We start from the raw sequence: 24,329 nt of genomic DNA, 5'->3' as shown, positions 1-24,329 counted from the left end.
TTGCCCATTTCGACAACAAGGCGGCAATCACCTCTGCCGACTTCTTCATCGTGTGACGGGCGCGCTGCGCCGCGTGACGCATTGCATCAGAACTTCATGCCGGGCACGGCGAGCGGATTGTCGGTAAGCGCCTGCGCATCGGCCCGATCGACGCGTGGCTTGCCGGTGAAGGCGTCGAAAAGATCGCGCACGAAAGCCTCTCCGAGCCCCTTGGTGATCAGCACCATCCGCGTCCGCCGATCGGTCGGGTCCGGCCAGGCGGCAAGCCGTTCGGGTGCGTGAAAGACGGTCTGAACGCCGTGCAGCACCACCGGCCGCTCCGGCCGGTCGGCAACCGCGACGATCGCCTTCATGCGCAGCAGCTTGTCGCCATGGGCCGAGCGCAGGAGGTCGATGAACATCTCCAGCGCCATCGGCTCGATCGGCCGGTCGTGAACGATGCTGAACGAGCGAATGTCGGAGCCGTGGCGATTGACGTCGTGGTGGTGGTGATGATGGTGGTCCTGGTGATCATGGCCTTCGCCGGACTCGTCCTGCAGCCAGCGGCCGACGTCGGCGACCTTGGTCGCCGGGTCGTAGAGCCCGCAGGCGAACAGGTCGGCACGGCCCGCCTCCTCACTGGCGCCGTCAATGATCGGCGCGCGTGGATTGAGGTCCTTCAGAACTTCGGACAGCGCTTCGAGCTGGTCGTTGCTCGCAAGGCCGGTCTTGCTGATGACAAGCCGGTCGGCAACGGCGACCTGCTTCATGGCTTCCACGTGGCTTGCAATCGTCTGCAAGCCATTGACCGCATCGACGACCGTCACCACGCCGTCCAGCCGGAAATTCTGGGCGATCACCGGATTGCCGAGCACCGATTGCAGCACCGGCGCCGGATCGGCAAGCCCGGTCGTCTCGATGACGACGCGCTTCAGCGGATTGATGCGGCCGGTCTGCATTCGATCCATCAGGTCGGCCAGCGTGTCGACCAGTTCACCGCGCACGGTGCAGCACAGGCAGCCGTCGGCAAGCTCGATCACGCCGTCGCTCGAGGCCTCGACAAGCAGGTGGTCAATCGAGACATCGCCGAACTCGTTGATGATGACGGCCGTGTCGGCGAGCTCCGGATCCTTCAGCAGGCGGTTCAGAAGGGTCGTCTTGCCCGCGCCGAGGAAGCCGGTGAGGATCGACACCGGCACGACCGGCAGTGGACCGTTCATGGAAGGACTCCGTCTTGGATTTGAGCCGGATGCGCGCGGAAAACCGCGCACGCCTCACTCGGTTCTAGAAGCTCGGGCGCGGCACCGGGATCGGGACCTTGGCGATCTCGGCGACATCACCCTGCCCGGCGACGTCGCTGCCCGCCTTGGTGGTCTTGTCGCCGCTGCCCGGAATGAGCCCGGCGAAGGCAAGCTTCAGCGGACGGTTGATTTCGTGGATATAAGGTGACAGCAGCTTCTGCCGGCCGGCCTCGTCGCGGCCTTCGCTGCGGACCTTCGCCGCCTGCTTTGAGCAGATCTCCTTGCTGACGTCGGCAACCATCTCGCGGCTCTCACCATAGGGCGCGATCGCGGTCAGCGACGGTTTACCCGCGGCGCTGATCGTCAGCGCCATCTGCAGGAGCCTGGCCGACTCGTCGGCGCGGGCGCCGAGACTGTCCTCGCCGAGCACCACGGAGACGACGCTGCGGCCATCACGGTTAGCCGACGACACCTGGTTGAAGCCCGACGCGCAGATGAAGCCGGTCTTCATGCCGTCGGCACCCTCGAAGCGGCCGATCAGCATGTTGTAATTGGCGTAATCCTTCTTGCCGGTGGTGAAGCCCTCCAGCGAAAAATAGGAAGCGTATTGCGGGAATTCGCGCTTCAGCGCGATCGCCAGGACGGCAAGGTCGCGTGCCGTTGTGTACTGGCCCTGGCCCGGCAAGCCGTTGGCATTGATGAAATGCGACGACGTCATGCCGATCCGCCGCGCTTCCGCATTCATCCGATCGATGAACGCCTGCTCCGAACCACCGACCGTTTCGGCGATCGCCACGGCAACGTCGTTCGCCGACTTGACGAGCATCATCTTCAGCGCGCTGTCGAGCGTCATCGCCTGGCCGGGCTTATAAAACATCTTGCTCGGAGGCTCGGACGCTGCGTTCTTCGTCATGACGACCGGGCTTTCCAGCGTCAGCTGCCCGGCCTGGATCGCGCGAAAGGTCGTATAGGCGGTCATCAGCTTGGTCAGCGACGCCGGATACCATTTCTGGAAGATGTCCTGATGCTCGTAGACTTTCAGCGTTGCGACGTCGACGACGAGCCGCGGATTGGCCGATGCCGGAAGCGCCGCAGCCAATGCCGCGCAAACACCGGCTAGAACGCCCATCGCTCTCACCCTGTTGCGCATCAGAAGTCGAACTGTCACCACTATCCTTAACCTCGAATTTCCGGAGTTGCCTCGTATCTTCCGGCTATTTAGCCTATATGGCAAGGAGATGGCAAAGCCCATTCACCTGGCCGCCAGGCCCATCCACCGAACAGACCCACAGGGAACCATCATGCCGATATTGAACCGCGCCGCCGAACTCCAGAACGAAGTTTCCGAATGGCGGCGCCACCTGCATATGAATCCTGAGCTCCTGTTCGCGGTGGAAAATACGGCAGCCTTCGTCGAAACGAAACTCAAGGAATTCGGCGTTGACGAGATCGTGACCGGCCTCGGCCGCACCGGCGTCGTCGGTCTCATTCGCGGCAATCTCGGCTCGGGCCGCACCATTGGCCTTCGGGCGGATATGGACGCCCTGCCGATTACCGAGACCAGCGGCAAGGCCTGGTCCTCGACGACGCCCGGCAAGATGCATGCCTGCGGTCACGACGGTCACACGGCCATGCTGCTCGGTGCGGCGAAATACCTCGCCGAGACGCGCAATTTCGCCGGCAGCGTCGCAGTCATCTTCCAGCCGGCGGAGGAAGGCGGCGGCGGCGGCAACGAGATGGTCAAGGACGGCATGATGGAGCGGTTTTCGATCGAGGAGGTCTACGGCATGCACAATATGCCTGGCATGCCCGTCGGCCACTTCGGCAGCCGCGTCGGCCCGATCATGGCGTCGACGGACGAGTTCACCATCACCATCAAAGGTCGCGGCGGCCACGCCGCACAGCCGCACAGGACCATCGACCCGATCGCCATCGGCGCGCAGATCGTCAATGCGCTGCAGACGATCGCCTCCCGCACCGTCGATCCCCTCGCCTCCATCGTCGTCTCCGTCACCAAGTTCAATGCCGGCTTTGCCCACAACGTCATCCCGGAACAGGCGGTCCTGGCCGGCACGGTGCGCGCGCTGACCCCCGAGGTGCGCGACACCGGCGAGGCGCGCATCCGCCAGATCGCCGAAAGTATTGCCGGCGCCTATGGGGCGACGGTCGACGTCTGGTATGGCCGCAACTATCCAGTCACCGTCAACCATGCCGAAGAGACCGGCCACGCCCTTGCCGTCGCCGCGACGGTCGCCGGCCAAGGCAATGTCAATGCCGCGCTCGACCCGATGATGGGCGGTGAGGACTTCTCCTACATGCTGCTCGCCCGGCCCGGCGCCTTCGTCTTCATCGGCAACGGCGATTCCGCCGGCCTTCACCATCCCGCCTACGACTTCAACGACGAGGTCATCCCGCACGGGGTTACCTATTGGGTGAAGCTCGCCGAAGCGCGGCTCGCCGCCTGAGACGTGAGCGGGGGCGGGCAGATGCACCAGATCGACAAGACCGATCGCCGGATCCTCAACATCCTGCAGGCGGACGGGCGGATCACCAATCTCGAACTGGCGGACCGCATCGGCCTCTCGCCGACCGCGACCAGCGAGCGGTTGCGGCGGCTCCTGAAGGAAGGTTACGTGTCCGGCTTCGGGGCGCGCCTCGATCCGCACAAGCTCGGCTTCGGGCTCTTGGTCTTCATCGAGGTGATGCTCGACAAGACGACCCCGGAAGTCTTCGACCAGTTCGCCGCCGCCATCAAGCAGGCGCCGGCCGTGCTCGAATGTCACATGGTCGCCGGCGGCTTCGACTATCTCGTCAAGACCCGCTTCGAGGACATGGCCGCCTACCGCAATTTCCTCGGCCAGGTGCTCTGGACGCTGCCGGGCGTCAAGGAAACCCGCACCTATGCGGTGATGGAGGAAATCAAGAACGACGGGCCGCTGCCGCTCGTCTAAGTGCGGATTCGAGTGGTACCCCCCTCTGCCCTGCCGGGCATCTCCCCCACAAGGGGGGAGATTGGCTGGAGCTGCTGTCCTCCCCCACTATGGAGGCATCTCGGTTGCCGAAGGTACCCGATACGCCGACCTGTATTGGTGAAGCGCGGCGTCGCCGCTTGCCGATCTCCCCCCTTGTGGGGGAGATGCCCGGCAGGGCAGAGGGGGGTAAAGGCCCCCACTACCCGTGAGCACTGACCCCTGGTCACGCCTTGATGGACGCCATGTCGATCACGAAGCGATAGCGCACGTCGCTCTTCAACACCCTCTCATAGGCCGCATTGACCTCCTGCATCTGAATGATCTCGATCTCCGAGACGATGCCGTGCTCGCCGCAGAAATCCAGCATCTCCTGCGTTTCCTTGATCGAACCGATCATCGACCCGGAAATACTGCGCCGCGCCGGCACCAGCGAGAAGGCATGGACCGGCACCGGCTTCTCCGGAATGCCGACGACCACGAAATCCCCGTCGACCTTCAGGAGATTGAGATAGGCGTTCCAGTCGATCTCGGTGCCCACGGTGCAGATGATCAGGTCGAAGCTTCCGGTGAGCTTCTCGAAGGTCTGCGGATCGTTCGTTGCATAATAGTGGTCGGCTCCGAGTTTCAGCCCGTCTTCCTTCTTGGAAAGGCTCTGGCTGAGCACCGTGACTTCGGCGCCCATCGCATGGGCGAGCTTGACGCCCATATGGCCGAGACCGCCCATGCCGACGATCGCCACCTTCTTTCCAGGCCCTGCCTTCCAGTGCCGCAGCGGCGAGTAGAGGGTGATTCCGGCGCAGAGCAGCGGGGCGGCCGCATCGAGCGGCAGGTTCTCCGGGATCGAGAGGACATAGCCTTCCTTGACGACGATGTGATCGGAATAGCCGCCCTGGGTCGGGGTCTTTCCATCCGCCTCGACGCCGTTATAGGTCACGACAAGGCCGGGCATGTAGTGTTCGAGGTCGAGGTCACGGGTGGCGCAGGTCGTACAGGAATCGACGAAGCAGCCGACGCCGACCCGGTCGCCCAGCTTGAACTTGGTGACCTTGGAGCCGACCGCCCGAACGATGCCGACGATTTCATGGCCCGGCACCATGGGGAAGGTCGAGTTGCCCCACTCATTGCGGGCCTGGTGGATGTCGGAATGGCAGACGCCGCAATATTGGATGTCGATGACGACGTCGTCGTCGCGCGGTTCGCGGCGTTCGAAGGTGAAAGGGGCGAGCGGCTTCGATGCGTCGGTCGCCGCATATCCTCTTGCAATGGCCATGGGGTCTTTCCTTCATGTCTGGAATAGCGCGCCACGCGGAGGCATGGACCTCGGGCGGCAAGCCGGACTATGCTGTTCCGGACGCCACCGCGTTAGTGCGATCCTGCAAAGTTTTTGCACAATCCTGCAAGAATGAACGAAGGCTGTTGCGGCCCAACTTTCCTATCCTATCTGTGCCGCACCCCCGCAAAGACCTAAGGCTCTGGAAAGACCACGGAATATGGTAGATATGCAACGAACGCCGCGCCAGGAGATGATCGAGATCATTGCCAGGGCTGCCGAGATGGACGGTGACCACCCGACGATCGTTCCGGGCCTCAGCATCCACCGGCACTCGAGCTCCGCCAAGCCGAACTGTGCCGCCTATAAGCCGAGCCTGGCAATCATCGTCCAGGGCGCCAAACGCGTCCTGCTCGGCGGGGAGTTGTTCGTCTACGGCGCATCGGACTATCTGCTGACTTCAATCGACCTGCCGGTCCTGTCGCAAATTTCGTTGGCTTCCAGCGACGAACCCTATCTCAGCATGAATTTTCAGATCGATACGGCGAAGATTCCCGGGATTCTCGAGAGGATCGGTGATCAGCCGGCAGGGTCGCCGGCCTCGCGGCGCGGCATGACGGTCAATAAGCTTACCACCGATCTGGAAGACGCGGCGCTGCGCCTGCTGCGGCTCCTCGACCGGCCCGCCGAGATGGCCATTCTCTTGCCCCTCATCGAACAGGAAATCCTCTATCGTCTGCTGGTAGGGCCGCATGGGACGAGGCTGCGGCAGATGACGACCGCTGAAAGCCAGCCGCACCAGATCGGCCGCGCCGTCGCCTGGCTGAAGGAGCACTATTCTCGCCCGCTTCGCATCGACGACCTGGCAAGCCGGGTCAGCATGAGCGTCTCCTCACTGCATCACCATTTCAAGGCGATCACGGCGATGAGCCCGCTGCAATACCAGAAGCAGCTCCGCCTGCAGGAGGCGCGACGGCTGATGCTGGAGGAGCGCCTCGACGCGGGCGACGCCGGCCATCAGGTCGGCTACGACAGCCAATCGCAGTTCAGCCGCGAATATGCCCGCCACTTCGGCGAACCGCCGATGCGCGACATCGGCCGGGTTCGCCGCAGCCTCGTCGACCTTTTGGCCGGCGAGCCGGAGATGCTGAGCGAGGGGTAGCCATAAGGCGGCACCATCGCCCCTCGTCAGCAGGGACAAGACCCCTCCCAAACCCCTCCCCACAGGTGGGAGGGGCTTTGGCGGCCGCTGCGCCCCACTGCCATTCCCCAAGAACCGAACCCTTCTGTAGCGATCAAGAGAGGCGCGGAGGGAGCGGCAGTTTAAGCCCCTCCCACCTGTGGGGAGGGGTTGGGGAGGGGTCTTGCATCCTCCACAGTCTTCCCTGCTTACCACCCCTCCCCCAGCACCCTCGCCAACATGTCGGCAAAGAAATCGGCGCTCTCGCGGCTGAGGCAGAGCGGCGGCTTGATCTTCAGCACGTTGAGGTGATCGCCGGTCGGCTGCATGATGACGCCGAGGTCGAGGAGGCGGTCGCAGATTGCCGCTGTCTCTTCGGTCGCCGGTTCGAGCGTCTCGCGATCGCGGACGAATTCGACGCCAAGATAGAGACCCATGCCGTGTACCGCGCCGACGATCGGGAAAGATTGACCGAGCGCTTGCAGCCGGTCCTTCAGGCGATCGCCGACGGTGCGGGCATTCTCCTGCAAGGCCTCGTCATGCAGAATGTCGAGGACGGTCAACCCGACGACGGAGCTCACCGGACTGCCGCCGGACGAAGAGAAGAAGTAGCCCTCTTTCTCCAGCGCATCGGCGATCTCGCGGCGGGTAATCACGGCCCCGAGCGGGTGGCCATTGCCGATGCCCTTGGCGACGGTGATGACATCCGGCACGACGCCCTGTTGCTCGAAGCCCCAGAAATAGTGTCCGAGCCGGCCGTAGCCGACCTGCACTTCGTCGGCGATGCAAATGCCGCCGCGCGCCCTGACCATGGCATAGACGGCTTCGAGATAGCCGGGCGGCAGCGGGATGCCGCCGGCATTGCCGTAGACCGTTTCGCAGATGAAGCCGGCAAGGCCTCCGCCCTTCTCGTCAAGTTCCTTGAGCTTTTCCGCCACGGTGCCGACATAATCGCCCGTCGAGTTTTCGCCGCGATACGGCCCGCGATAGGTGTTGGGCGAGACGACCGGATGCACCCAGTCCGGCCGGGTCGTCAGCGCCTGAGGATTGTCCGCGATCGAGGTCGAGACTGCGTCGCTAGCGACAGTCCAGCCATGATAGGCCTCCAACAGCGAAAGCATGTTGCGCGCGCCGGAATACGCCCAGGCAAGCCGTATGGCGAGATCGATGGCCTCCGATCCGCTGTTGACGAGAAAGACTGTGTCGAGACCTTCCGGCGCCAGCCCTGCCAGCCGCTCCGAAAATTCGGCGACCGCCGCGTAATGAAAGCGCGAATTGGTGTTGAGCAGCGACCATTGCCGCCCCACCGCGGCAGAGAGGCGCGGATGGCCGTGGCCGACGATCGTGACGTTGTTGACCATGTCGAGATAGGCCCGACCTTCGACGTCGAAGAGATGTTCTTTCCAGCCCCGCTCGACTTGCGGCGGCCTGCGGTAATAGTTCTTCTGCTGGCGCGCGAAATGGCGCCGCCGCTTGTCGAGCAGTGCCGCCGCTTGCGGTGGCGGCGCTTCGCAATCGAAACCGAGGATCGGCTCCGGCGACGGGCAGAGCCTGCGCCAGGCTTCCGCCTGATGCGGGGCCGCGAAAGGCGGCGGGTCGACCTCCCCGGCGGTTGAGAGTTGGACACGCATGAAGCCGAGCGCCGTGGGGTCGCCGGGGATCATGCCTATCCGGTCCCCTGCCCCGACGCTCCCACCGTCACCTGCCGCCGGCTGGATACCCAGCAGATGAAGATGAAGGCCTTGCGCCGAGAGAATCAGCCTGCCACCGCGCTCGTGGAGTTGGCCGGCAAAGGGCGCGTGAATTGCGGTCTGCCCGTGCAGGCAGAGGTCGACGTGGAGCGCTAAGGTTTGCGGCGCCCTGGCCTGGAGGAGCCGCGTTTCCGTCAGGCGGAATTCGCCATAGCGGGTTGAAGCAGCGCCGGCCGCGCGCGCCGCCGACTGCAGGAGCAGCGCCTCGGTGTCCGCATGGTGCCATCGGTCCGCCGGCAGGTGCGGTCCGAGCAGCGACAGATCGACGATCCCGACCCGGGCCGGGTCGACGTCCGGCAGCAGGTGGCCAGTCGCCGGGAGGGCGGCTGGCGCCGCCTCCCTGCCGATCGCCTGATGGATGGCATGATCCATCAGCTCGAAGGGGACGGAGACGGCGACATCGAAGATTTCGCGCTCGTGCGCGGCGTTGCCCTGGACATAGGCATTGTCCGGCTCGATCTCGAGCTGCCGTGCAGAGCTCGCGACCAGAATGCCGGCTCTTGCGACAATCAGTGGCCAGAGCGCCCTGATTTCGGCTTCCGTCAGAGGACAGGCGGAATGAAACGCCTTCACGGCCGGCAGGACGTGGAAGGGATCGCCATCGGCGTGGTGAAGCAGCGAGGCACAGGTGACGGCAAGATCCGCGACCAACCAGCCCTTCAGCACATCGCCGAAATCGATGACGCCCTCCGGGACGAGGCGGCCGCTCTTCTCCACCCTGCTCACCACGTTGTCGTCGGTGACATCCTGATGGATCGCCTGCAGGCGCAGCTCCGGCATCAGCGGCTGGACGCGGCGCATCGCGCCGACCATCGCCTCGGCGATTCGCTTGCGCATATCGACATTCGTCATCGCCGAAAGCAGCTGGAGCGCCACCGGACCGGCCCGCCGGAGATCCCATTGCAGCTGCCGGTCGAGCCCCGGATGATCGAAGTCCGCGAGCGCGGCGGCGAGCCGGCCGGCGAGGTCGCCAAGGGATGAAACTGTTTCTGCCGAGAGGTGCTTGCGGCGCGTCAGCGGCGTTCCCTCGATATAGGTCAGCAGGCGGAAATGATAGCTTGCGTCGCGCACGACGGCGGCGACGATCTCTTCGCCGTCGAGCGCTGGAATGATCTTCGGAACCATCGGCGCATTGGCCTTGGCGCCCACATGGCGCAACGCCGCGTTCTGAGCCTCGAGTTCGACGCGGTCGTATTCCGCTCTTGCTATCTTCATCACGAAGCGGCCGTTGGCCGTGTCGGCGCGGTAGTTACGGTCCTGCTGGCTGCCGAGTTCGGTGAGATCGCCGGAAAGGCCGTAATTCTCCAGCAGGATTCTCTTCGCCTCGTCAACCGACACGTCGGGCCTCGGGAGCTCAGTGCGGCGCTTCAGCGAATCCTCTTCCATCATTGTGCTCCCGTCCATCTCAAGGCTGTCTTTACGATGAAACGCCCTCGAGACGATACCGCGTGCCGGGATAAATGAGCCGCGCGACCGTGACATTCCTGTTTTCCGACCAGGTCCGGCGGCGGATCATCAGGCAGGGTTCGTTGCGGCCGATCGAAAGCAGCTTGCATTCCCACGGTTGCGGCAGCACCGCCTCGACGACCTGTTCGGTGCGGGTGATCGGCGCGACCAGCGTCAGGTAGGCGTTTGGCGTCGTGCTAACGAAATCCTGTTGCAGATAGCCGGGGCAGATCACCGGATTGACGAAACGGTCCTCGAGCTGGATCGGCATGCCGTTTTCCGCGTGAACGATGATCGAGTGGAAGACCCGCGCTCCGGTCGCCAGCCCCAGCGCACCAGCAATGTCAGGGTTTGCCGATATCTCCTCGAGAAGATCGATGCGAGAGCTGTGACGATGGCCCCGCTCGCGAATTTCATCGGCAATGTTGCGGACTTCGAGCAGCGCCGTGCTGCCCTTGTGGGGAGCGACGAAAGACCCCACTCCTTGCACCCGGGTGATGGCGCCCTCGGTTGCCAGCTCGCGCAAGGCGCGGTTGGCGGTCATGCGGCTAACCCCGAGATCGGCGACGATGTCGTTTTCGGAGGGAATACGATGATGCGCCGGCCATTCGCCGCTCTCGATGCGGCTGCGGATGAACTGCTTCACCGCCTCGTAGCGCGGGACAGGTCCATCCTCGAAGGTGGAGATGTCGCTTTTGCGCTCCATTGAGGTCATAGGATGCTCCATTCGTCGACACCGACGAACACGCCGCCGGTAGTACTCGACCTGTTTTCGACGATTTTTGGGTTGCGCGCCACCGGAAAATATCTATAGTTCCATATACAACCACGTACAGGAGGAAGCGATGCCCGCCTTTTCCGCTCACCGGCTCTTTGCCGCGCAGGCGCTTCTGTCGACGGGCTGGGCGGAGGACGTCCTCATTTCCGTCGGTGGAGACGGGCGCATCGCCGCGGTTGAGCCCGGCCAAGTGCCAGCTGCGGGCGACGAGGCCACCACTGGTCCCGTTATTCCGGCCATGTCGAACCTGCATTCCCATGCATTCCAGCGCGCCATGGCGGGTCTTGCGGAAGTGGCCGGCAGCGGCGACGACAGTTTCTGGACCTGGCGTGAGACCATGTACCGCACCGTCGGACGTGTCGATCCGGACGACGTCGAGGCGATCGCCGCAAAACTCTACGTGGAAATGCTGAAAGGCGGCTTCGGCCGCGTGGTTGAGTTCCACTATCTTCATCACCAGGCTGACGGCACGCCCTATGCCGACCCGGCGGAGATGTCGCTGCGCATCCTGAACGCGGCCCATGCGACCGGCATCGGCTTGACGCATCTGCCCGTCTTCTACGCCCATGCCAATTTCGGCGGCGTCGCCCCCAATCCGGGGCAGCGCCCGTTCCTGCACGATCCGGATCGCTTTCTTGCCCTGCTCCAGCGGCTGGTTCCGGCCAGCGCTAGAGTGGGCGCCGAGCTCGGCTATGCCATCCATTCGCTGCGCGCCGCGACGCCGGGCGAGATGCGAACGATCCTCGGGGAGGCGCCGGTTTCCGGACCGATCCACATCCACGTCGCCGAGCAGACCCGCGAGGTCGAGGATTGCCTCGCCTGGAGCGGAAGGCGCCCCGTCGAATGGCTGCTCGACGAAATGCCGGTCGATCGGCGCTGGTGCGCCATTCACGCGACGCACATGACGGCGCAGGAGACGGAGCGATTGGCGAAATCGGGAGCGGTGGCCGGCCTCTGCCCGGCGACCGAGGCCAATCTCGGCGACGGCATCTTCCCGGCAACGGACTTTCTGGCAGCCGGAGGGCGCTTCGGCATTGGCACCGACAGCCATGTGGCGACCAGCGTCGCGGAAGAGCTGCGCCTTCTCGAATACGGGCAGCGGCTGCGCGACCGCAGGCGCAACCGGCTCGCCGCTCCCGGCGCCTCGGTCGGCAGGACGATTTTCGACGCCGCACTCGCCGGCGGCACCCAGGCGGCCGGCCTCGGCACGGCGGGCATTCAGGTCGGCGCGCGGGCAGACCTTGTCGTGCTCGATGGCGCCAATCCCTATGTCGCCGCCGCAAGCGGCAATCAGATTCTCGACCGCTGGCTCTTTGCGCTCGGCGGCGAGGCGGTCCGCGACGTCATGGTCGCGGGCCAATGGAAGATCCGCAATGGACGCCACGACCGGGAGGAAGACATCGACCGCGCCTTCGCGCGGGTCCTGAGCAAGTTGAAATAGCAATCCAGTCGACGATCAAAAAAGGGGAATGCGCATGTCGATCAGCACAATGAAACTCACCTTCGCCGCCGCCGGCCTGATGCTCGCGGCTTCTGCCGGCGCGGCCAATGCCTCCTATTGCGGCGACGGAAAGACCGTGACCTTCGCCGGCATCGATTGGGAAAGCGGCGCCTTCATCACCGAGGTGATGAAGACGATCCTCGCCAAGGGCTACGATTGCCAGGTGGATTCCATCCCCGGCAATTCCGTGACGCTGGAGCAGGCGACCGCCAACAATGACGTACAGATTTTTGCCGAGGAATGGCTCGGCCGCTCCGACGTCTGGAACAAGGCGGTCGAGGAAAAGAAGGTGGTTGCCGTCGGCAAGACCTTCGTCGGCGCCAGCGAAGGCTGGTTCGTGCCGGACTATGTCGTCCACGGCGATCCCGCTCGCAACATCGAAGCCAAGGCGCCGGATCTCAAGAGCGTCTCCCAGCTTTCCGACCCGAAGGTCGTCGAAGTCTTTGCCGACCCGGAGGAGCCGTCCAAGGGACGCTTCCTGAATTGCCCCTCCGGCTGGACCTGCGAGGGTGTCAGCACCGCCAAGCTCGAAGCCTACAAGCTCGGTGACGCCTATGTGAACTTCCGCCCCGGCACCGGCACGGCGCTCGATTCGGCGATCACCTCCGCCTATCTCCAGGGTGAGCCGATCCTCTTTTATTACTGGTCGCCGACGGCGATCATGGGCAAGTTCAAGCTGGTTCAGCTCGAGGAGCCGGCCTACAACGAAGCCTGCTGGAAGGAACTGAGCAGCGCCAACGGCAAGCGCGATCAGGCTTGCGCCTTCCCGTCCGTCGATGTCGCCTATGGTGTGAACAGCACCTTCGCCTCGGAGGCTCCGGAGATCATTGCGATCCTCGAAAAAGCGACGTTCCCGCTCGAAGCGGTCAACGGCAGCCTTGCCTATATGGCTGACAACAAGGTTGACGCCGCCGCTGCCGCCACGGAATTCCTCAAGACCAAGGCCGGCATCTGGGGCAAATGGGTCTCTGAAGAGGCCCGCGGCAAGATCGAAGCGAGCCTCAAGTAAGACGAACTCCGTCAGCGTTCGCCGCGCCTTACTATTCTATGACGGTAAGGCGCGGCGCCCGTAATCTGCCAAGGTGCCCGCGGACAGGCGGCGATGATCGCCGGCGGCTATCCGAGCAAGGATTATTCCGATGTTTCCGGACTCTCTCAATCTTTCGATCCGCGCCCCGGTGAATGAGTTCATCCAGGCGCTCGTCACCAACTACGGCTGGGTGTTCAAGGCGATTAGCGGCGTCATCCTGAAGGCCGTGCTGTTCATCGAATGGATCCTGCGTGGCCTGCCCTGGTGGCTGGTGATTCTGGCCTTCATGGCGCTTGCCTGGCAGAGTTCGAAGCGCTGGACGCTGACGCTTGCCGTCGGTGCCCTGCTTCTCGCCGTCGGCGTGCTCGGGCTCTGGGACCTGACGATGCAGACGCTCGCCCTGATGCTGATGGCGACCATCGTCTCGGTGGTGATCGGCGTGCCGATCGGCATCCTGGTCGCCAAGAGCCGCGTCGTACGCAACGTCACGCTGCCGGTTCTCGACGTCATGCAGACCATGCCGAGCTTCGTCTACCTGATCCCGGCGCTGATGCTCTTCGGTCTCGGCAAGGTACCGGCCATCCTCGCCACCATCATCTATGCGGTTCCGCCGCTGATCCGCCTGACCGATCTCGGCATCCGCCAGGTCGACGGCGAGGTTGTCGAAGCGGCGACCGCCTTCGGCGGCAGTCCGACCCAGATCCTGTTCGGCGTCGAGCTGCCGCTCGCCACCCCGACGATCATGGCCGGCCTCAACCAGACGATCATGATGGCACTGTCGATGGTCGTCGTCGCCTCGATGATCGGCGCACGCGGTCTCGGTGAACAGGTACTGAACGGCATCCAGACGCTCGACGTCGGCAAGGGGCTGGAGGCCGGGATCGGCATCGTCATTCTCGCAATCGTGCTCGATCGCATCACGCAGGGCTTCGGCAAGCCCCGGACGGAGGACGCCCGCAATGGCTGATATCGAAATCCGCAACGTCTACAAAATCTTCGGACATGATGCGAAGAAGGCGCTCGCCATGGCGAAGGATGGCCTGGACAAGGCCGATATCCTTGGCCGAACCGGCTGCAGCGTCGGCCTCAACGACGTCAGCCTGAAGATCGGCGCCGGCAAGATCTTCGTGATCATGGGCCTTTCCGGCTCCGGCAAGTCGACGCTGGTGCGCCATATCAACCGGCTGATCGAACCGACGAGCGGCGAAGTCCTCTTCGACGGCAGCAATATCCTCGATCTCGACGCCAAGGCGCTGCGTGCCTTCCGAATGCGGCGCGTCAGCATGGTGTTCCAGAGCTTCGCACTGATGCCGCACCGGACCGTGCTGCAGAATGTCGTCTACGGCCAGCGGGTGCGCGGCACATCCAAAGCTGACGCCCGCGAAATCGGCATGAAATGGATCGAGACGGTCGGCCTTTCGGGCTATGACGCGAAGTTCCCGCACCAGCTCTCGGGCGGCATGAAGCAACGCGTCGGCCTGGCGCGGGCGCTCGCCGCGGATACCGACGTGATCCTGATGGACGAAGCCTTCAGCGCGCTCGATCCGCTGATCCGCGCCGATATGCAGGACCAACTGCTGCAACTGCAGCAGAACCTTGCCAAAACCATCGTCTTCATCACCCACGATCTCGACGAGGCCCTGCGCATCGGATCCGAGATCGCGATCTTGAAAGACGGTCAGGTCGTGCAGGTCGGCTCGCCCGGTGATATTCTCGACAACCCGGCAAACGACTATGTCGCGCGCTTCGTCCAGCGCCGGCAGGGAAGACCCGAGAAGCATGACTGAAACGATCGTCATCGATGGACCGCTGACATGGCGCGAAGTCGCCGCCATCGCCGATGGCGTTCGCCTCGCCTTGTCCGAGCGCACGCGTCAGCGGATCATCGGTGCCCGCCGCATTGTCGATGCGCTGGTCGAGCGCGGCATCCGCGGCTACGGCATCAATACCGGCGTCGGTGCGCTTTGCGATGTCGTGATCAGCCGCGAGAACCAAGAGGCCCTGTCGCGCAACATCATTCTGAGCCACGCCTGCGGCGTCGGCGAACCGCTCGGGCAGTCCGGAGCGCGTGCCGTGATGGCAGCGCAGATCGCCAATTTCGCGCATGGCTATTCCGGCGTTCGTATCGAGACCGTCGAGGCGCTGCTCGCCCTTCTGAATGCGGATATCATTCCGCACATCCCCTCGCGCGGTTCGGTCGGTTATCTCACCCACGCTGCCGCCATCGGGCTCGTTCTGATCGGCCATGGCACGGCCGCGCACGGGGCCGAAATGCTCACCGGCGCGGAGGCGCTTGCCCGCATCGGGCTGAAGCCCTTGCGGCTCGAAGCGAAGGAGGGTCTCAGTCTCGTCAACGGCACGCCTTGCGCCACCGGTCAGGCGGCGCTGGCGCTGGGCCGCACCGAACGGCTCTTCGGCTGGGCCGATGCGGCCGCGGCGCTGACCTATGAAAATCTCGGCGGCCAGGCCGAGCCCTTTGCCGAGGCACCCCTGGGACTGCGGCAATCGCCGGGTCTTCAGGCGGTCGGCAAGACCTTGCGCAACTGGCTGGCCGAAAGCCCAATGCTCGCCGAGACCGCCGGCAGCCGCACGCAGGATCCTTTAAGCCTGAGAGCCGTGCCGCAGGTGCATGGCGCGGCGCGCGACGCGTTCCTCCAGGCAGCCGAGATCGTCGACCGCGAACTTGCGAGCGTTACCGACAATCCGGCCGTTTCCGGTTCGCCGGAGGACCCCCAGGTCCACTCGCAGGCGCATGCCGTCGGAGCCGGGCTCGGGCTTGCTATGGATAGTCTCGCCGTCGCCGCGGCGGAGGTCGCCGCGATCTCGGAGCGCCGCATAGACCGTCTGGTCAATCCGCTGGTGAGCGGTCTGCCGGCGTTCCTTGCGGACGACAGCGGCGTCTCCTCCGGCTTCATGATCGCCCAGTACACTGCAGCGGCCCTCGTCGCCGAAAACCGCCGGCTGGCAGCGCCGGCAAGCCTTGACGGCGGCATCACATCGGCGCTGCAGGAGGACATCCTGACCCATGCCACGCCTGCCGCATGGAAGGTCCTCTCGATCCTCGACAATCTCGAACGGATCGTCGCGATCGAATTGCTGGCAGCCGCCCAGGCCTATGACAAGCAGCCGAAATCGCGCGGCAGGGCACCGCGGACCGATGCTCTTTATGGCCGCATTCGCGGAGCAATCTCAACCTATGCCGACGACCGGCCGATGAACGAGGACTTCGACCGGATGCGCGACCTCATGCGAGGAGTGGCACCATGAAAATCCTGCGCTCAAACGACTACAGGCACATGCCCTGGAAGAACGGCGGCGGCGAGACGATCGAAATCGCCGTGTCACCCGATCGCGCGCCGCTTTCCGATTTCGACTGGCGCGTCAGCATGGCGACGGTCGCCAATGACGGCCTGTTTTCCAGCTTCTCCGGCATCGACCGGACACTCTCCATCCTCGAAGGGGCCGGCATGACGCTCTCGATCGAGGGCCGCCCACCGAAGCTCTTGACGACGGCCGATGCACCCCTTTCCTTCCCGGCCGATGTGACGACGTCGGCCAAGCTCGCGAACGGCCCGATCACCGACCTGAATGTCATGACCCGCCGGCAGACGCTCAGGCACCGGGTGCGAAAGCTCCATGTCGAGCACTCGCTACCGATCACCTCGCACGCCAGGGATCTCATCCTTTTCTGCCACCGCGGCAGCGTCGCGCTGTCGACCCAAGGCGTCTCTGCGACGCTGCACGCGCTGGACACGGCGGTACTTCAGCAGCCCGTTGCCCTCACGCTATCGGCGGACATCGCCTCGGAGGTCTTTCTTGTCGAGATCAGTTCCGCTTAGAGAACCAGGGCGTAGCGGATCGCGCCGAAAAGCAGGAGGATGGCGCCAAGGGCCATCATGACCGCTGCGGGCCAGTTCCGCGTCAGGCCGAGGAAACGCAAGTTCTGATGTCTTGGCTCCAGCGTCTGTGGATCGTCATCGAAGGGATGCGGTGGCTCGCTCAGCCGTCGACGGCCAAGCGCTTCCCAGGTCATGACGAGAACGCCGCAGATAAACAGGAATGCACCGGCGAGGACTGGCCACACGCGCTTGCTCCGCGAAATAACGCGCGATCACGCGTCAGCGTGTGCGCGTTTGAGGACGCACGACATTCATTTGAAGCTCATGGACCGAGGCGTATCTGCCGAGCACCTTGATCAGGCGCCGCTCCTCGGCCTTGTGAAGACCGCTTCGCCTGCAGTATTCCGCCACGTCCCAGACATGCTTGGTGTCGGATTTTTCGAGCTTGCGGATATCCATGTGTCTCATTCGTCACCTCCCACCTCTGTCGAGAGAACGCCCGCGGGGCGGTTTGGTTCCGCCTCTCCGGTTCTGAAAGCGAGTCACGCCTTCCCGTGCGCGACCGCGACGCCGTTCTCTGCCTCCCGGGCATCCGTGCCCTCTTGAATGCAGTCGCGGCGAACCTCTTTCAGCTCCTCTTCGCCGAGCTTCTCGATCCCCATGAAACGGTTCTCGGCGTCGCTCACGCGGATCAGCTCGTCGATCTTGGCCTGCAGCGCGATGCCGTCCCGGTTCTGCGAGTTCTGAAGCACAAAGACCATCAGGAACGTCGTGATCGTCGTGAAGGTGTTTACGGCGAGCTGCCATTTCGCGGAGAAACCGAAGATTGGCCCGCATATAGCCCAGGTAACGATCACCGAGACCGCAACGACGAAGGTGATCGGTTTTCCGGCGAGATCGGAAATTCGGCTCGAAAAGCGGGTAAAGATCGGCTGCACCTGTCTGTCTCCTTCCGAGACCGCGAACGCGGCGACGGCCTTCTTGGTTCCTTCCGGTCCGACAGCAGCAAGGCCGGCTCTCCTGCGTGCGGAACAAATCCTGCCGCCTGCCGTTCAGCCCAGGGTGACGAAAGCGGCTGCCGACAGCCCTCCCGTGACCAGAACGGCGAAGGCGGAGAAGAACGCGATACAAACCGATACCAGGACTGAAGAGATTGCGATGCCTCAGAAGGAAAAAGCCGACAAGCTTCAGAAACTGACACTGATGCTCGGGCAGACTGTCGCGGCAATGCGTGTCAACGAGATGTTGATGTGCCGCCTGCTGCAGTGGATTGCCTCGCAGACCGACGACCCGCAGCGTTTCATTGCAGAAATCGTGGAGGACATTCGAGACGAGTTGCGGAGCGCGGCCGAAGCGGACGGCAGCACCGTCACGGCGGAGGCAACCAAGGAGGCTCTCGAATATCTCGACAACCTTTCCGCCGAAATGCTGGCCACCCGGAGGCGCAAACGGGACCACGGCGGGGCCAAAGGCCTCTCGCCGCTGGACGGCTATCACTTCCCCTCCTTCACATCCGCCCGGGAGGGGCGTCCGAAGGCAACACCTCAACACCATGACCGCTGACATATGCACGAGGGACGTCGACGCCGAACGCCATCTCTCCTCACTGCGCCCCATGGTGCGGCACCGACTTCGGCGCCTCTTCCAGCAAAGTATAAGGCCCGTCAGGACATTTGACGTCCGGATTGACCGGATGGAACAGGCCGAGCGGGTTTGGCTTGAAGATCCAGGCGTGCAGGTCGTAATGATGCAGTTGCGCCGGCAGAAGCGGCTCGTGCCCTTCCATCGGCCCGTCAAAGGGCTGGCCGAACAACTCGGGCTTGGGCTTTACGCCCGTGGCGAGCGGGATCAGCCATTCGACGGCAACGAGCTGCAGTTTGTCGCCCACCGGCTCATAGACCAGCAGGGTCGGCTTCATCGGATCGGGCACCGGGCCGATCAGGGCGGGATTCAGGAAATGCACGCCCATCGTGCCGGTCGCGAAGGTGACGCAGCCGAGCGTCGAGAAATAACCGTCGCGCACGGCGACCACCGGATCCCGGTATTTTTCAAGCGACGCCTTCAGTTTTTCGAGCTCCGGCGGAAGCTTGTCGGACGCGTTCACCAGATTTGCGGACATGAAAGCAATGGCTGCCGCCAGACAGGTCGTCCAACGCAGCACCGAAGACATAGGCATGGCTCGGTCCTCCCTCGCTCAACTCGCCTCCAGCGAGGAGCAGGGCGCAATGATACAGCGGGCTTCATCCGCGCGCTATTCATGCGATTGGGTTAGTGCCCTTCTCGATCATGCGAGAAGCATCAGAGCGCCCGCGGCGAGTGACAGCGCGGATGCAGACACATCTGAAAAGTCAGGAATATAGGAGGGACGCGCATAGCGCCCCTCCTCGGACCCCGCGGTTGCTCCGGTCGGGCGGCACCTCAATGCCGGATGTCCCAAAGGGGAAACCGGCCTTCCAGGAGGCGATCCTCGTTCTCGGGAAGGCCGATATCGCGGCGCATCCGATTTGACAGGTGGGAGACCTGGTTCGTCATTTGCCGCTGTCTCCAGACTGCCAGAAGCAATGCACGCGCCGTTCTCCAGACGCCGAATTTCCGGCACAGGTCGTCGACCGTCGCGCCGAGGGTATCAACAACTAACAATTGTGCTTCATGCATGATTTTCCGTCCCGGCGCAACGACGCGGCCAGGTCCTCTCGTAGTCAGGAAGACGCACGGATGCGGACGCGAAAATACGGGAAAATCGCTCCGTCAGCCGGTCACGTCAGGTCAAATGGGAATGATGCCAATCGGCGGAAATCCGGGGGTTCAATAGCCCTGGAAAGAAAATCGGCTCGAGCTGGATGCGCGATGCACCGGGGCCACAACAGCCGTTCCGCGAGAGAGGCGCACAGTCACGAGAATAGAATCCATTTCACGCCTCCTCTGGCTTGAATTGCGAACGATGCCACCATACACGAGACCGACCGATTGGCAAAGCCACAATTTCGGATTGCAGCAACCGCAAGCGGATTCGTTGCAGGACAGCAACACGTTGGCGCGGCCTATCGACGGCATGCCGGCGCGCCTGCGGGTCTATCGTCTCGGCATGGCGATTAGAAGCCCGGATGCTGCATCTTGGGTGCTTCCTGCCTATTTCCTCATCTATGCGCGTCCGATAGACGCGAGGCTGTAGGACCTTAGTCCGACAGGTAGCGCCAAAGGTCTGAGACGGGTTGCCGAAAGATTTCGCCGGCCCATACTAGACTATCAATGTCGAGGTTATCGGATGTGCGGCGATGTTTGACAGCAAATGGAAAGATCGAATTTCCGATCTTCTCTTGGTCTCGCTATCCGCTCCTGGATCGACTGGAATCTATATTGCTGCTGCAATGCTGGCTGCTGCTCTGGCAAGCGCAAGAACCGGTATTCCGGGATACGTACTTGTCGCAGCGGCGGTTGTCCTGGTGCTGTTCATCGACCCTGCGGAAAGGATCCGAAAACTTAGACAACAGAGACGTTGGACCGATTTCGAAGATTGCGAGTCCAAGTCGAACAGTCGACGCGGTCCCGCATTGGGTCCCAGAGCGAAGCCCCGATAGTCCCTTCTCGCGCACGCTCTGGGGCTCAGCTTAAGGAAGTTCCTTGTCCCACAGCAGTCCCGGAAAAGACAGCCGGATCCACATGCAGCGCCTGCTGCTACGCTTGTCACAGCTTTTCTGGCTTCAATGTGGAAAAGCTAAAAGCCCGGTCCGTATCGCGCCTATAGTCATCCGCTATGTTGGTTTGTTTCGGAAGCTGGTAGCGGAGGGCAGACTCAATCGATCCCCCCAATTCACTTTCGGGCGTTTTGCTGCATGAAGGCGGGCAGCTATTGGCCCTGAGCGGGCAAAGGTTTCATTTTCTTCTAATGATGCTGCGGGCGGGTGTCGCCTCAGGCAAACTGATGCTGCGCCTCGAGTCAGTAACCCAGTTCGAGGTCGATCCTGTTGGACAGGGGCTCGCCTCTTGCGACTTGTCCGCAGAGGTCAGCGGCCTGGTCGATCCCAGAATCCACCCAGAAGCTCGCGACATGAGGGGTGATGGTCACCTTGGGATGATTCCACAGTGGCGACGAGGCCTCCAGCGGTTCTTGCTGAAACACGTCAAGGCAGGCACCGGAAAGCTGATCTTCGTCGAGCGCGCGGATCAGGTCGGCTTCGTTGACATGCGCGCCCCTGGCGACATTCACGAGATACGCACCTCGCTTCATGTTTCCAAAAGCACCTGAGTTCAGTATCCCACGCGTGTCATCAGTCAAGGGAAGTGAACAGATAACGTAGTCGCGGCCTGTGAGTGCGTCCGCAAGCTGGGCACGGCCAAAGTAATTCTGTATGCCGGGAAGCGTCTTCGGGTGACGAGACCGGACAGCAGTGTCGTAGCCCAGCTCCGCGAACAGCTTTGCGGCCCAGCCACCGATCCGGCCCGCACCCAGCACGACAGTTTTCGTCTCGGAGACCTTCCGCGGCGCGATCGGATTCCAAATCTTGCGGGCTTGCTGGTTCATGTACTCGGCAACATGCCGTTGCTGGCAGAGAACGCGAAGGACGATGTACTGCGCCACTTCCGAAGCCTGCTCACGTGTTGCGAGCCTGATGAGCGCAACACTCCTGGGAAAGCTTTGGAGATCAATACCGTCGACACCTGCCCCCAGATAGAGGACGGCGCGCAGTCCTGTCATTCCGTCGAAAAAGCCCGCGCCGGCGCCCTTGTCGATCAGCACGATGTCGATGTCACCTTTGTTCCCGACACCTGGCCAAAGCCTGAAATCGAGCTGCGGCACGCGCTTCTTCAGCTCAGCAGCCCACACGTTGGCGTCGATATAGTCAGGATACTCATTGACCATCAGGACGGTAATGGGTTGGCCGGACACTTCGCACCTCAAGGCAGAGGCAATGATCTAATCCGTACTCCCCTATCGTAGCACACCCGCCTTTAATCGCCGATCCCGTACCTTTGCGCTTCTACGAAAAGCGGCGGGCAGCCAGGATGACTGATCCGCACCTCAGCATCTAAGGCAGTCCTGATCGTCCGCTTCGTGCGCAAACCGGGCTTCGAACTTGTGGGCGATATCACATCCCGGGCATTGCCGCGGAACCGAGCCCTCCCTGCAGCTCGAGTTTTTGGTTGTGGAGCGCCGTTTCAGGCGATCCCCCCGTTCACTTTCGGGCGTTTTGCTGCATGAAGGCGGGCCGCTGTTGGCCCGAACCTGCCGTGCATCCTGTCGATCTGGAAGGACTGCAATGGATGGAGAACGGTCGCTCAGCCGATTGCCATGTTGAGACTGGAATGTGCCAGGAGCCGACAAAACACTGTGGTGGAAGCGGCGACGCGTGAAGGCCTGTCGAACCTCACCAGCCCACCTCACTTGGGCAGGCCGGCCTTGATATACCCATCGATAAAGTGCTGACGATCCGCCTCACGGAGCGGCTGTATGCTCGCCCAGCGTTCTGTCGAGAAGTGTGGATGTGCGGCGAGGAATTGCGCGGCCTCCACCTTGGCTTCCTCGGTACGGCCAAGCTGCGCAAGGCTGGCCGCTAAAATTCGTTGCGACCCCGACCGATGTGTCGCCTCGTTCCGCAACGTTGCGACGGCGTCTTCGTATCGGCCTGCTGCGTATTGGACGAATCCTAAATGCCAGTAATACCATCCAGGCGGGTGCGGATTAAGAAGAAACGCCTTCTGCAGACAGTCGATGCCGTCCACGGCGCGCCCCTCTCCCACCTTCATTATTCCGAGAAACGACCAGCCGTCGGCATGGTTGGGGTTGATCTGAAGCGCTGTGCTCAATTCCGCCGCACCTGAATCTGTCTTCCCCTCGTGCATCAAGACATAACCGAGAATTGCATGCGCACCGACGTTCTCCGGATCGAGCGACACTGCGGCTTCGGCTGCGGCCAGGGCAAGCGAGCGATGGGGTTCCAGCGCGTCGCCCCAGTACGACCACGCCCATGTATGACTGATTGCGAGCCACGCATGTGCATCCGCGAAGTTCGGATCGAGTTCGATTGATCTCTCAAGGAGCGGTCGTGCCGCTCTGTTGCTTTCGGCGGATTGGGTGACCAGCACGCGTCCGCGCACAAACAGGTCGTAGGCTTCAAGGTTTGTTGCTCTCTGCCTTGCAATCGGACGCGCCGATGGCAGCACACCGGAAAGGGCACTGACGATCCTGCCCACTACCTCGTCCTGCACTACAAAAATGTCTGCCAGTTCGCGGTCGAACCGGTCGGCCCAGACATGAGCGCCATCGTTCGCGTCGATTAGCTGCACGTTGATGCGGACATGCGCCGCGGCTCTCCGTACGCTACCTTCGACAACGAACCGGACACCCAGGTCCTTGGCGATCGAGCGGATATCGATCGCCCTTCCCTTGAAGGCGAACGACGAATGCCGCGAGATGACAAACAGGCCCTTTATCTTGGATAGATCGGTGATCAAATCTTCCGATAGGCCATCGACGAAGTATTCCTGTTCAGGATCGCTGCTCATGTTGGTGAAAGGCAGCACGGCGATTGCCGCGCTGTTAGGCAATCTAGGCAGCGTCGGCAAGGATCGGACGGGCTGAGCGGGGGATGTCAGGAGTTGCAGGTTCACGCGAAAGCAGGCGATCGGCTCTGCGATGTTCTTCATCCGCTGCTCACCCATCGACTCGAAGCCGAAGGCCAGCTTCTTCTCGACCTCTTTCGATACCTTTCCTGAAACGCAAATGCCGCCGGGCTCGGCCAGCTCCTCCAATCGCGCGGCGATGTTCACGCCCTCGCCGTAGCGATCCTCGCCGTCGACGATCACCTCGCCGAGATTGACGCCGATGCGAACCTGGAAGCGCTCGTCCTCGGGCACGCAGGTATTGCGCTCCGCGAGTCCGCGCTGCAACACCACAGCGCATTCGACAGCATCGACGACGCTGGCGAATTCGGCGAGCAGCCCATCGCCCATGAGCTTGAAGATCCGCCCGTGGTGACGCTCGATCTCCGGCTCGAACAGCTGCTTGCGCCCGGACTTGAGCCGCACGAAGGTCCCCGCCTCGTCGCGCTCCATGAGCGCGGAGTAGCCAACGACATCGGCCGCGAGAATGGCAGCAAGATGGCGTTCCATCGCAGGTCGCCTTGCCAACTACGTTACCACGGTCGTCAAATTCTAGGCCCGAAATAATGCAATGGCCAGTCTGGCTGGGTCATGGCGTGAATTCCACCGTCGGCGAACCAACTTCCGCAAACGGCCAGATCGCAACGTTCCCTCCGGCTAACCGGCGACCGCATAGGGTTGACTGCGGCCGCTGATCGGAAACTGCCGTGCGACTGCTGTTGGCACAAAAAACCGGACTCGC

At 62.9% G+C, this 24,329-nt stretch carries 22 protein-coding genes; 10 read left to right on the top strand and 12 right to left on the bottom strand.

All coding sequences use genetic code 11. From position 1 onward, the window contains the following. Nucleotides 1–86: 86 nt before the first annotated feature. Complete coding sequence (locus tag AU381_RS19895) at nucleotides 87–1,199, bottom strand: CobW family GTP-binding protein (protein ID WP_064243443.1); 1,113 nt, start codon at nucleotides 1,197–1,199, stop codon at nucleotides 87–89. A 64-nt stretch (nucleotides 1,200–1,263) separates the two neighbouring features. Beyond that, entirely contained in the window at nucleotides 1,264–2,349 is a 1,086-nt protein-coding gene (locus AU381_RS19890; protein ID WP_064243442.1) for a D-alanyl-D-alanine carboxypeptidase family protein, read from the bottom strand. A 172-nt stretch (nucleotides 2,350–2,521) separates the two neighbouring features. Between AU381_RS19890 and AU381_RS19885 the strand changes: the two genes are divergently transcribed. Then, on the top strand, nucleotides 2,522–3,685 hold the full coding sequence (locus AU381_RS19885; protein WP_064243441.1) for a M20 aminoacylase family protein: 1,164 nt from the start codon (nucleotides 2,522–2,524) through the stop codon (nucleotides 3,683–3,685). Between the two features lie 21 nt (nucleotides 3,686–3,706). Then, on the top strand, nucleotides 3,707–4,171 hold the full coding sequence (locus AU381_RS19880; protein ID WP_014329579.1) for an Lrp/AsnC ligand binding domain-containing protein: 465 nt from the start codon (nucleotides 3,707–3,709) through the stop codon (nucleotides 4,169–4,171). Between the two features lie 244 nt (nucleotides 4,172–4,415). On the opposite strand, the gene AU381_RS19875 is transcribed toward AU381_RS19880, so the two are convergent. Continuing rightward, complete coding sequence (locus AU381_RS19875) at nucleotides 4,416–5,462, bottom strand: NAD(P)-dependent alcohol dehydrogenase (RefSeq protein ID WP_064243440.1); 1,047 nt, start codon at nucleotides 5,460–5,462, stop codon at nucleotides 4,416–4,418. Nucleotides 5,463–5,682: 220 nt separating this feature from the next. Here AU381_RS19875 and AU381_RS19870 point away from each other — a divergent pair, with 220 nt between their 5' ends. Then, nucleotides 5,683–6,624: an AraC family transcriptional regulator gene (locus tag AU381_RS19870; protein WP_064243439.1), complete on the top strand. Its 942-nt coding sequence runs from the start codon at nucleotides 5,683–5,685 to the stop codon at nucleotides 6,622–6,624. A 227-nt stretch (nucleotides 6,625–6,851) separates the two neighbouring features. On the opposite strand, the gene AU381_RS19865 is transcribed toward AU381_RS19870, so the two are convergent. Beyond that, nucleotides 6,852–9,782, bottom strand: a complete 2,931-nt coding sequence (locus AU381_RS19865) for an aminotransferase (RefSeq protein WP_174552536.1) — start codon at nucleotides 9,780–9,782, stop codon at nucleotides 6,852–6,854. Between the two features lie 28 nt (nucleotides 9,783–9,810). Continuing rightward, entirely contained in the window at nucleotides 9,811–10,554 is a 744-nt protein-coding gene (gene hutC, locus AU381_RS19860; RefSeq protein ID WP_064243438.1) for a histidine utilization transcriptional repressor HutC, read from the bottom strand. 130 nt (nucleotides 10,555–10,684) lie between these two features. On the opposite strand from hutC, the gene hutF reads away from it, so the two are divergent. From hutF to AU381_RS19830, 6 genes are all read left to right on the top strand, one after another. Beyond that, on the top strand, nucleotides 10,685–12,058 hold the full coding sequence (gene hutF, locus AU381_RS19855) for a formimidoylglutamate deiminase (RefSeq protein ID WP_064243437.1): 1,374 nt from the start codon (nucleotides 10,685–10,687) through the stop codon (nucleotides 12,056–12,058). A 34-nt stretch (nucleotides 12,059–12,092) separates the two neighbouring features. After that, entirely contained in the window at nucleotides 12,093–13,127 is a 1,035-nt protein-coding gene (locus AU381_RS19850) for an ABC transporter substrate-binding protein (RefSeq protein WP_064243478.1), read from the top strand. 130 nt (nucleotides 13,128–13,257) lie between these two features. After that, nucleotides 13,258–14,115 (top strand): ABC transporter permease, encoded by an 858-nt coding sequence (locus AU381_RS19845; RefSeq protein ID WP_064243436.1) that lies wholly within the window; start codon nucleotides 13,258–13,260, stop codon nucleotides 14,113–14,115. Next, entirely contained in the window at nucleotides 14,108–14,935 is an 828-nt protein-coding gene (locus tag AU381_RS19840; RefSeq protein WP_064243435.1) for a quaternary amine ABC transporter ATP-binding protein, read from the top strand. The genes AU381_RS19845 and AU381_RS19840 overlap by 8 nt, the downstream gene beginning before the upstream one ends. Continuing rightward, nucleotides 14,928–16,415, top strand: a complete 1,488-nt coding sequence (locus AU381_RS19835) for an HAL/PAL/TAL family ammonia-lyase (RefSeq protein WP_064243434.1) — start codon at nucleotides 14,928–14,930, stop codon at nucleotides 16,413–16,415. The genes AU381_RS19840 and AU381_RS19835 overlap by 8 nt, the downstream gene beginning before the upstream one ends. Beyond that, nucleotides 16,412–16,987: a HutD/Ves family protein gene (locus AU381_RS19830; RefSeq protein WP_064243433.1), complete on the top strand. Its 576-nt coding sequence runs from the start codon at nucleotides 16,412–16,414 to the stop codon at nucleotides 16,985–16,987. The genes AU381_RS19835 and AU381_RS19830 overlap by 4 nt, the downstream gene beginning before the upstream one ends. On the opposite strand, the gene AU381_RS19825 is transcribed toward AU381_RS19830, so the two are convergent. From AU381_RS19825 to AU381_RS19815, 3 genes are all read right to left on the bottom strand, one after another. After that, on the bottom strand, nucleotides 16,984–17,232 hold the full coding sequence (locus AU381_RS19825) for a hypothetical protein (protein ID WP_064243432.1): 249 nt from the start codon (nucleotides 17,230–17,232) through the stop codon (nucleotides 16,984–16,986). The two genes, AU381_RS19830 and AU381_RS19825, sit on opposite strands and share 4 nt — an antisense overlap. Before the next feature lie 34 nt (nucleotides 17,233–17,266). After that, nucleotides 17,267–17,455 carry a hypothetical protein gene (locus tag AU381_RS19820; protein WP_064243431.1) on the bottom strand — a complete coding sequence of 63 codons (189 nt, stop codon included), beginning with the start codon at nucleotides 17,453–17,455 and terminating at the stop codon, nucleotides 17,267–17,269. 74 nt (nucleotides 17,456–17,529) lie between these two features. Beyond that, nucleotides 17,530–17,925 carry a low affinity iron permease family protein gene (locus tag AU381_RS19815; protein ID WP_064243430.1) on the bottom strand — a complete coding sequence of 132 codons (396 nt, stop codon included), beginning with the start codon at nucleotides 17,923–17,925 and terminating at the stop codon, nucleotides 17,530–17,532. A 220-nt stretch (nucleotides 17,926–18,145) separates the two neighbouring features. Here AU381_RS19815 and AU381_RS19810 point away from each other — a divergent pair, with 220 nt between their 5' ends. Beyond that, a complete protein-coding gene (locus tag AU381_RS19810) occupies nucleotides 18,146–18,550 on the top strand; it encodes a hypothetical protein (RefSeq protein ID WP_064243477.1) in 405 nt (134 codons plus the stop codon). Between the two features lie 40 nt (nucleotides 18,551–18,590). Here the strand turns inward: AU381_RS19810 and AU381_RS19805 are convergent, their stop codons facing one another. From AU381_RS19805 to AU381_RS19785, 4 genes are all read right to left on the bottom strand, one after another. Further along, nucleotides 18,591–19,163, bottom strand: a complete 573-nt coding sequence (locus AU381_RS19805) for a hypothetical protein (RefSeq protein ID WP_064243429.1) — start codon at nucleotides 19,161–19,163, stop codon at nucleotides 18,591–18,593. A 242-nt stretch (nucleotides 19,164–19,405) separates the two neighbouring features. After that, complete coding sequence (locus tag AU381_RS19800; protein ID WP_064243428.1) at nucleotides 19,406–19,642, bottom strand: hypothetical protein; 237 nt, start codon at nucleotides 19,640–19,642, stop codon at nucleotides 19,406–19,408. A gap of 1,282 nt (nucleotides 19,643–20,924) precedes the next feature. Next, a complete protein-coding gene (locus AU381_RS19790) occupies nucleotides 20,925–21,875 on the bottom strand; it encodes an NAD(P)-dependent oxidoreductase (RefSeq protein WP_156528638.1) in 951 nt (316 codons plus the stop codon). Between the two features lie 491 nt (nucleotides 21,876–22,366). Beyond that, a complete protein-coding gene (locus tag AU381_RS19785) occupies nucleotides 22,367–24,097 on the bottom strand; it encodes an adenylate/guanylate cyclase domain-containing protein (RefSeq protein ID WP_064243425.1) in 1,731 nt (576 codons plus the stop codon). Nucleotides 24,098–24,329: the final 232 nt, after the last annotated feature.

It is taken from the genome of Sinorhizobium glycinis (genome assembly GCF_001651865.1).
In the GTDB taxonomy this organism is placed as follows: Bacteria; Pseudomonadota; Alphaproteobacteria; order Rhizobiales; family Rhizobiaceae; genus Sinorhizobium; species Sinorhizobium glycinis.
This window is presented reverse-complemented; position numbering and strand designations above follow the sequence as displayed.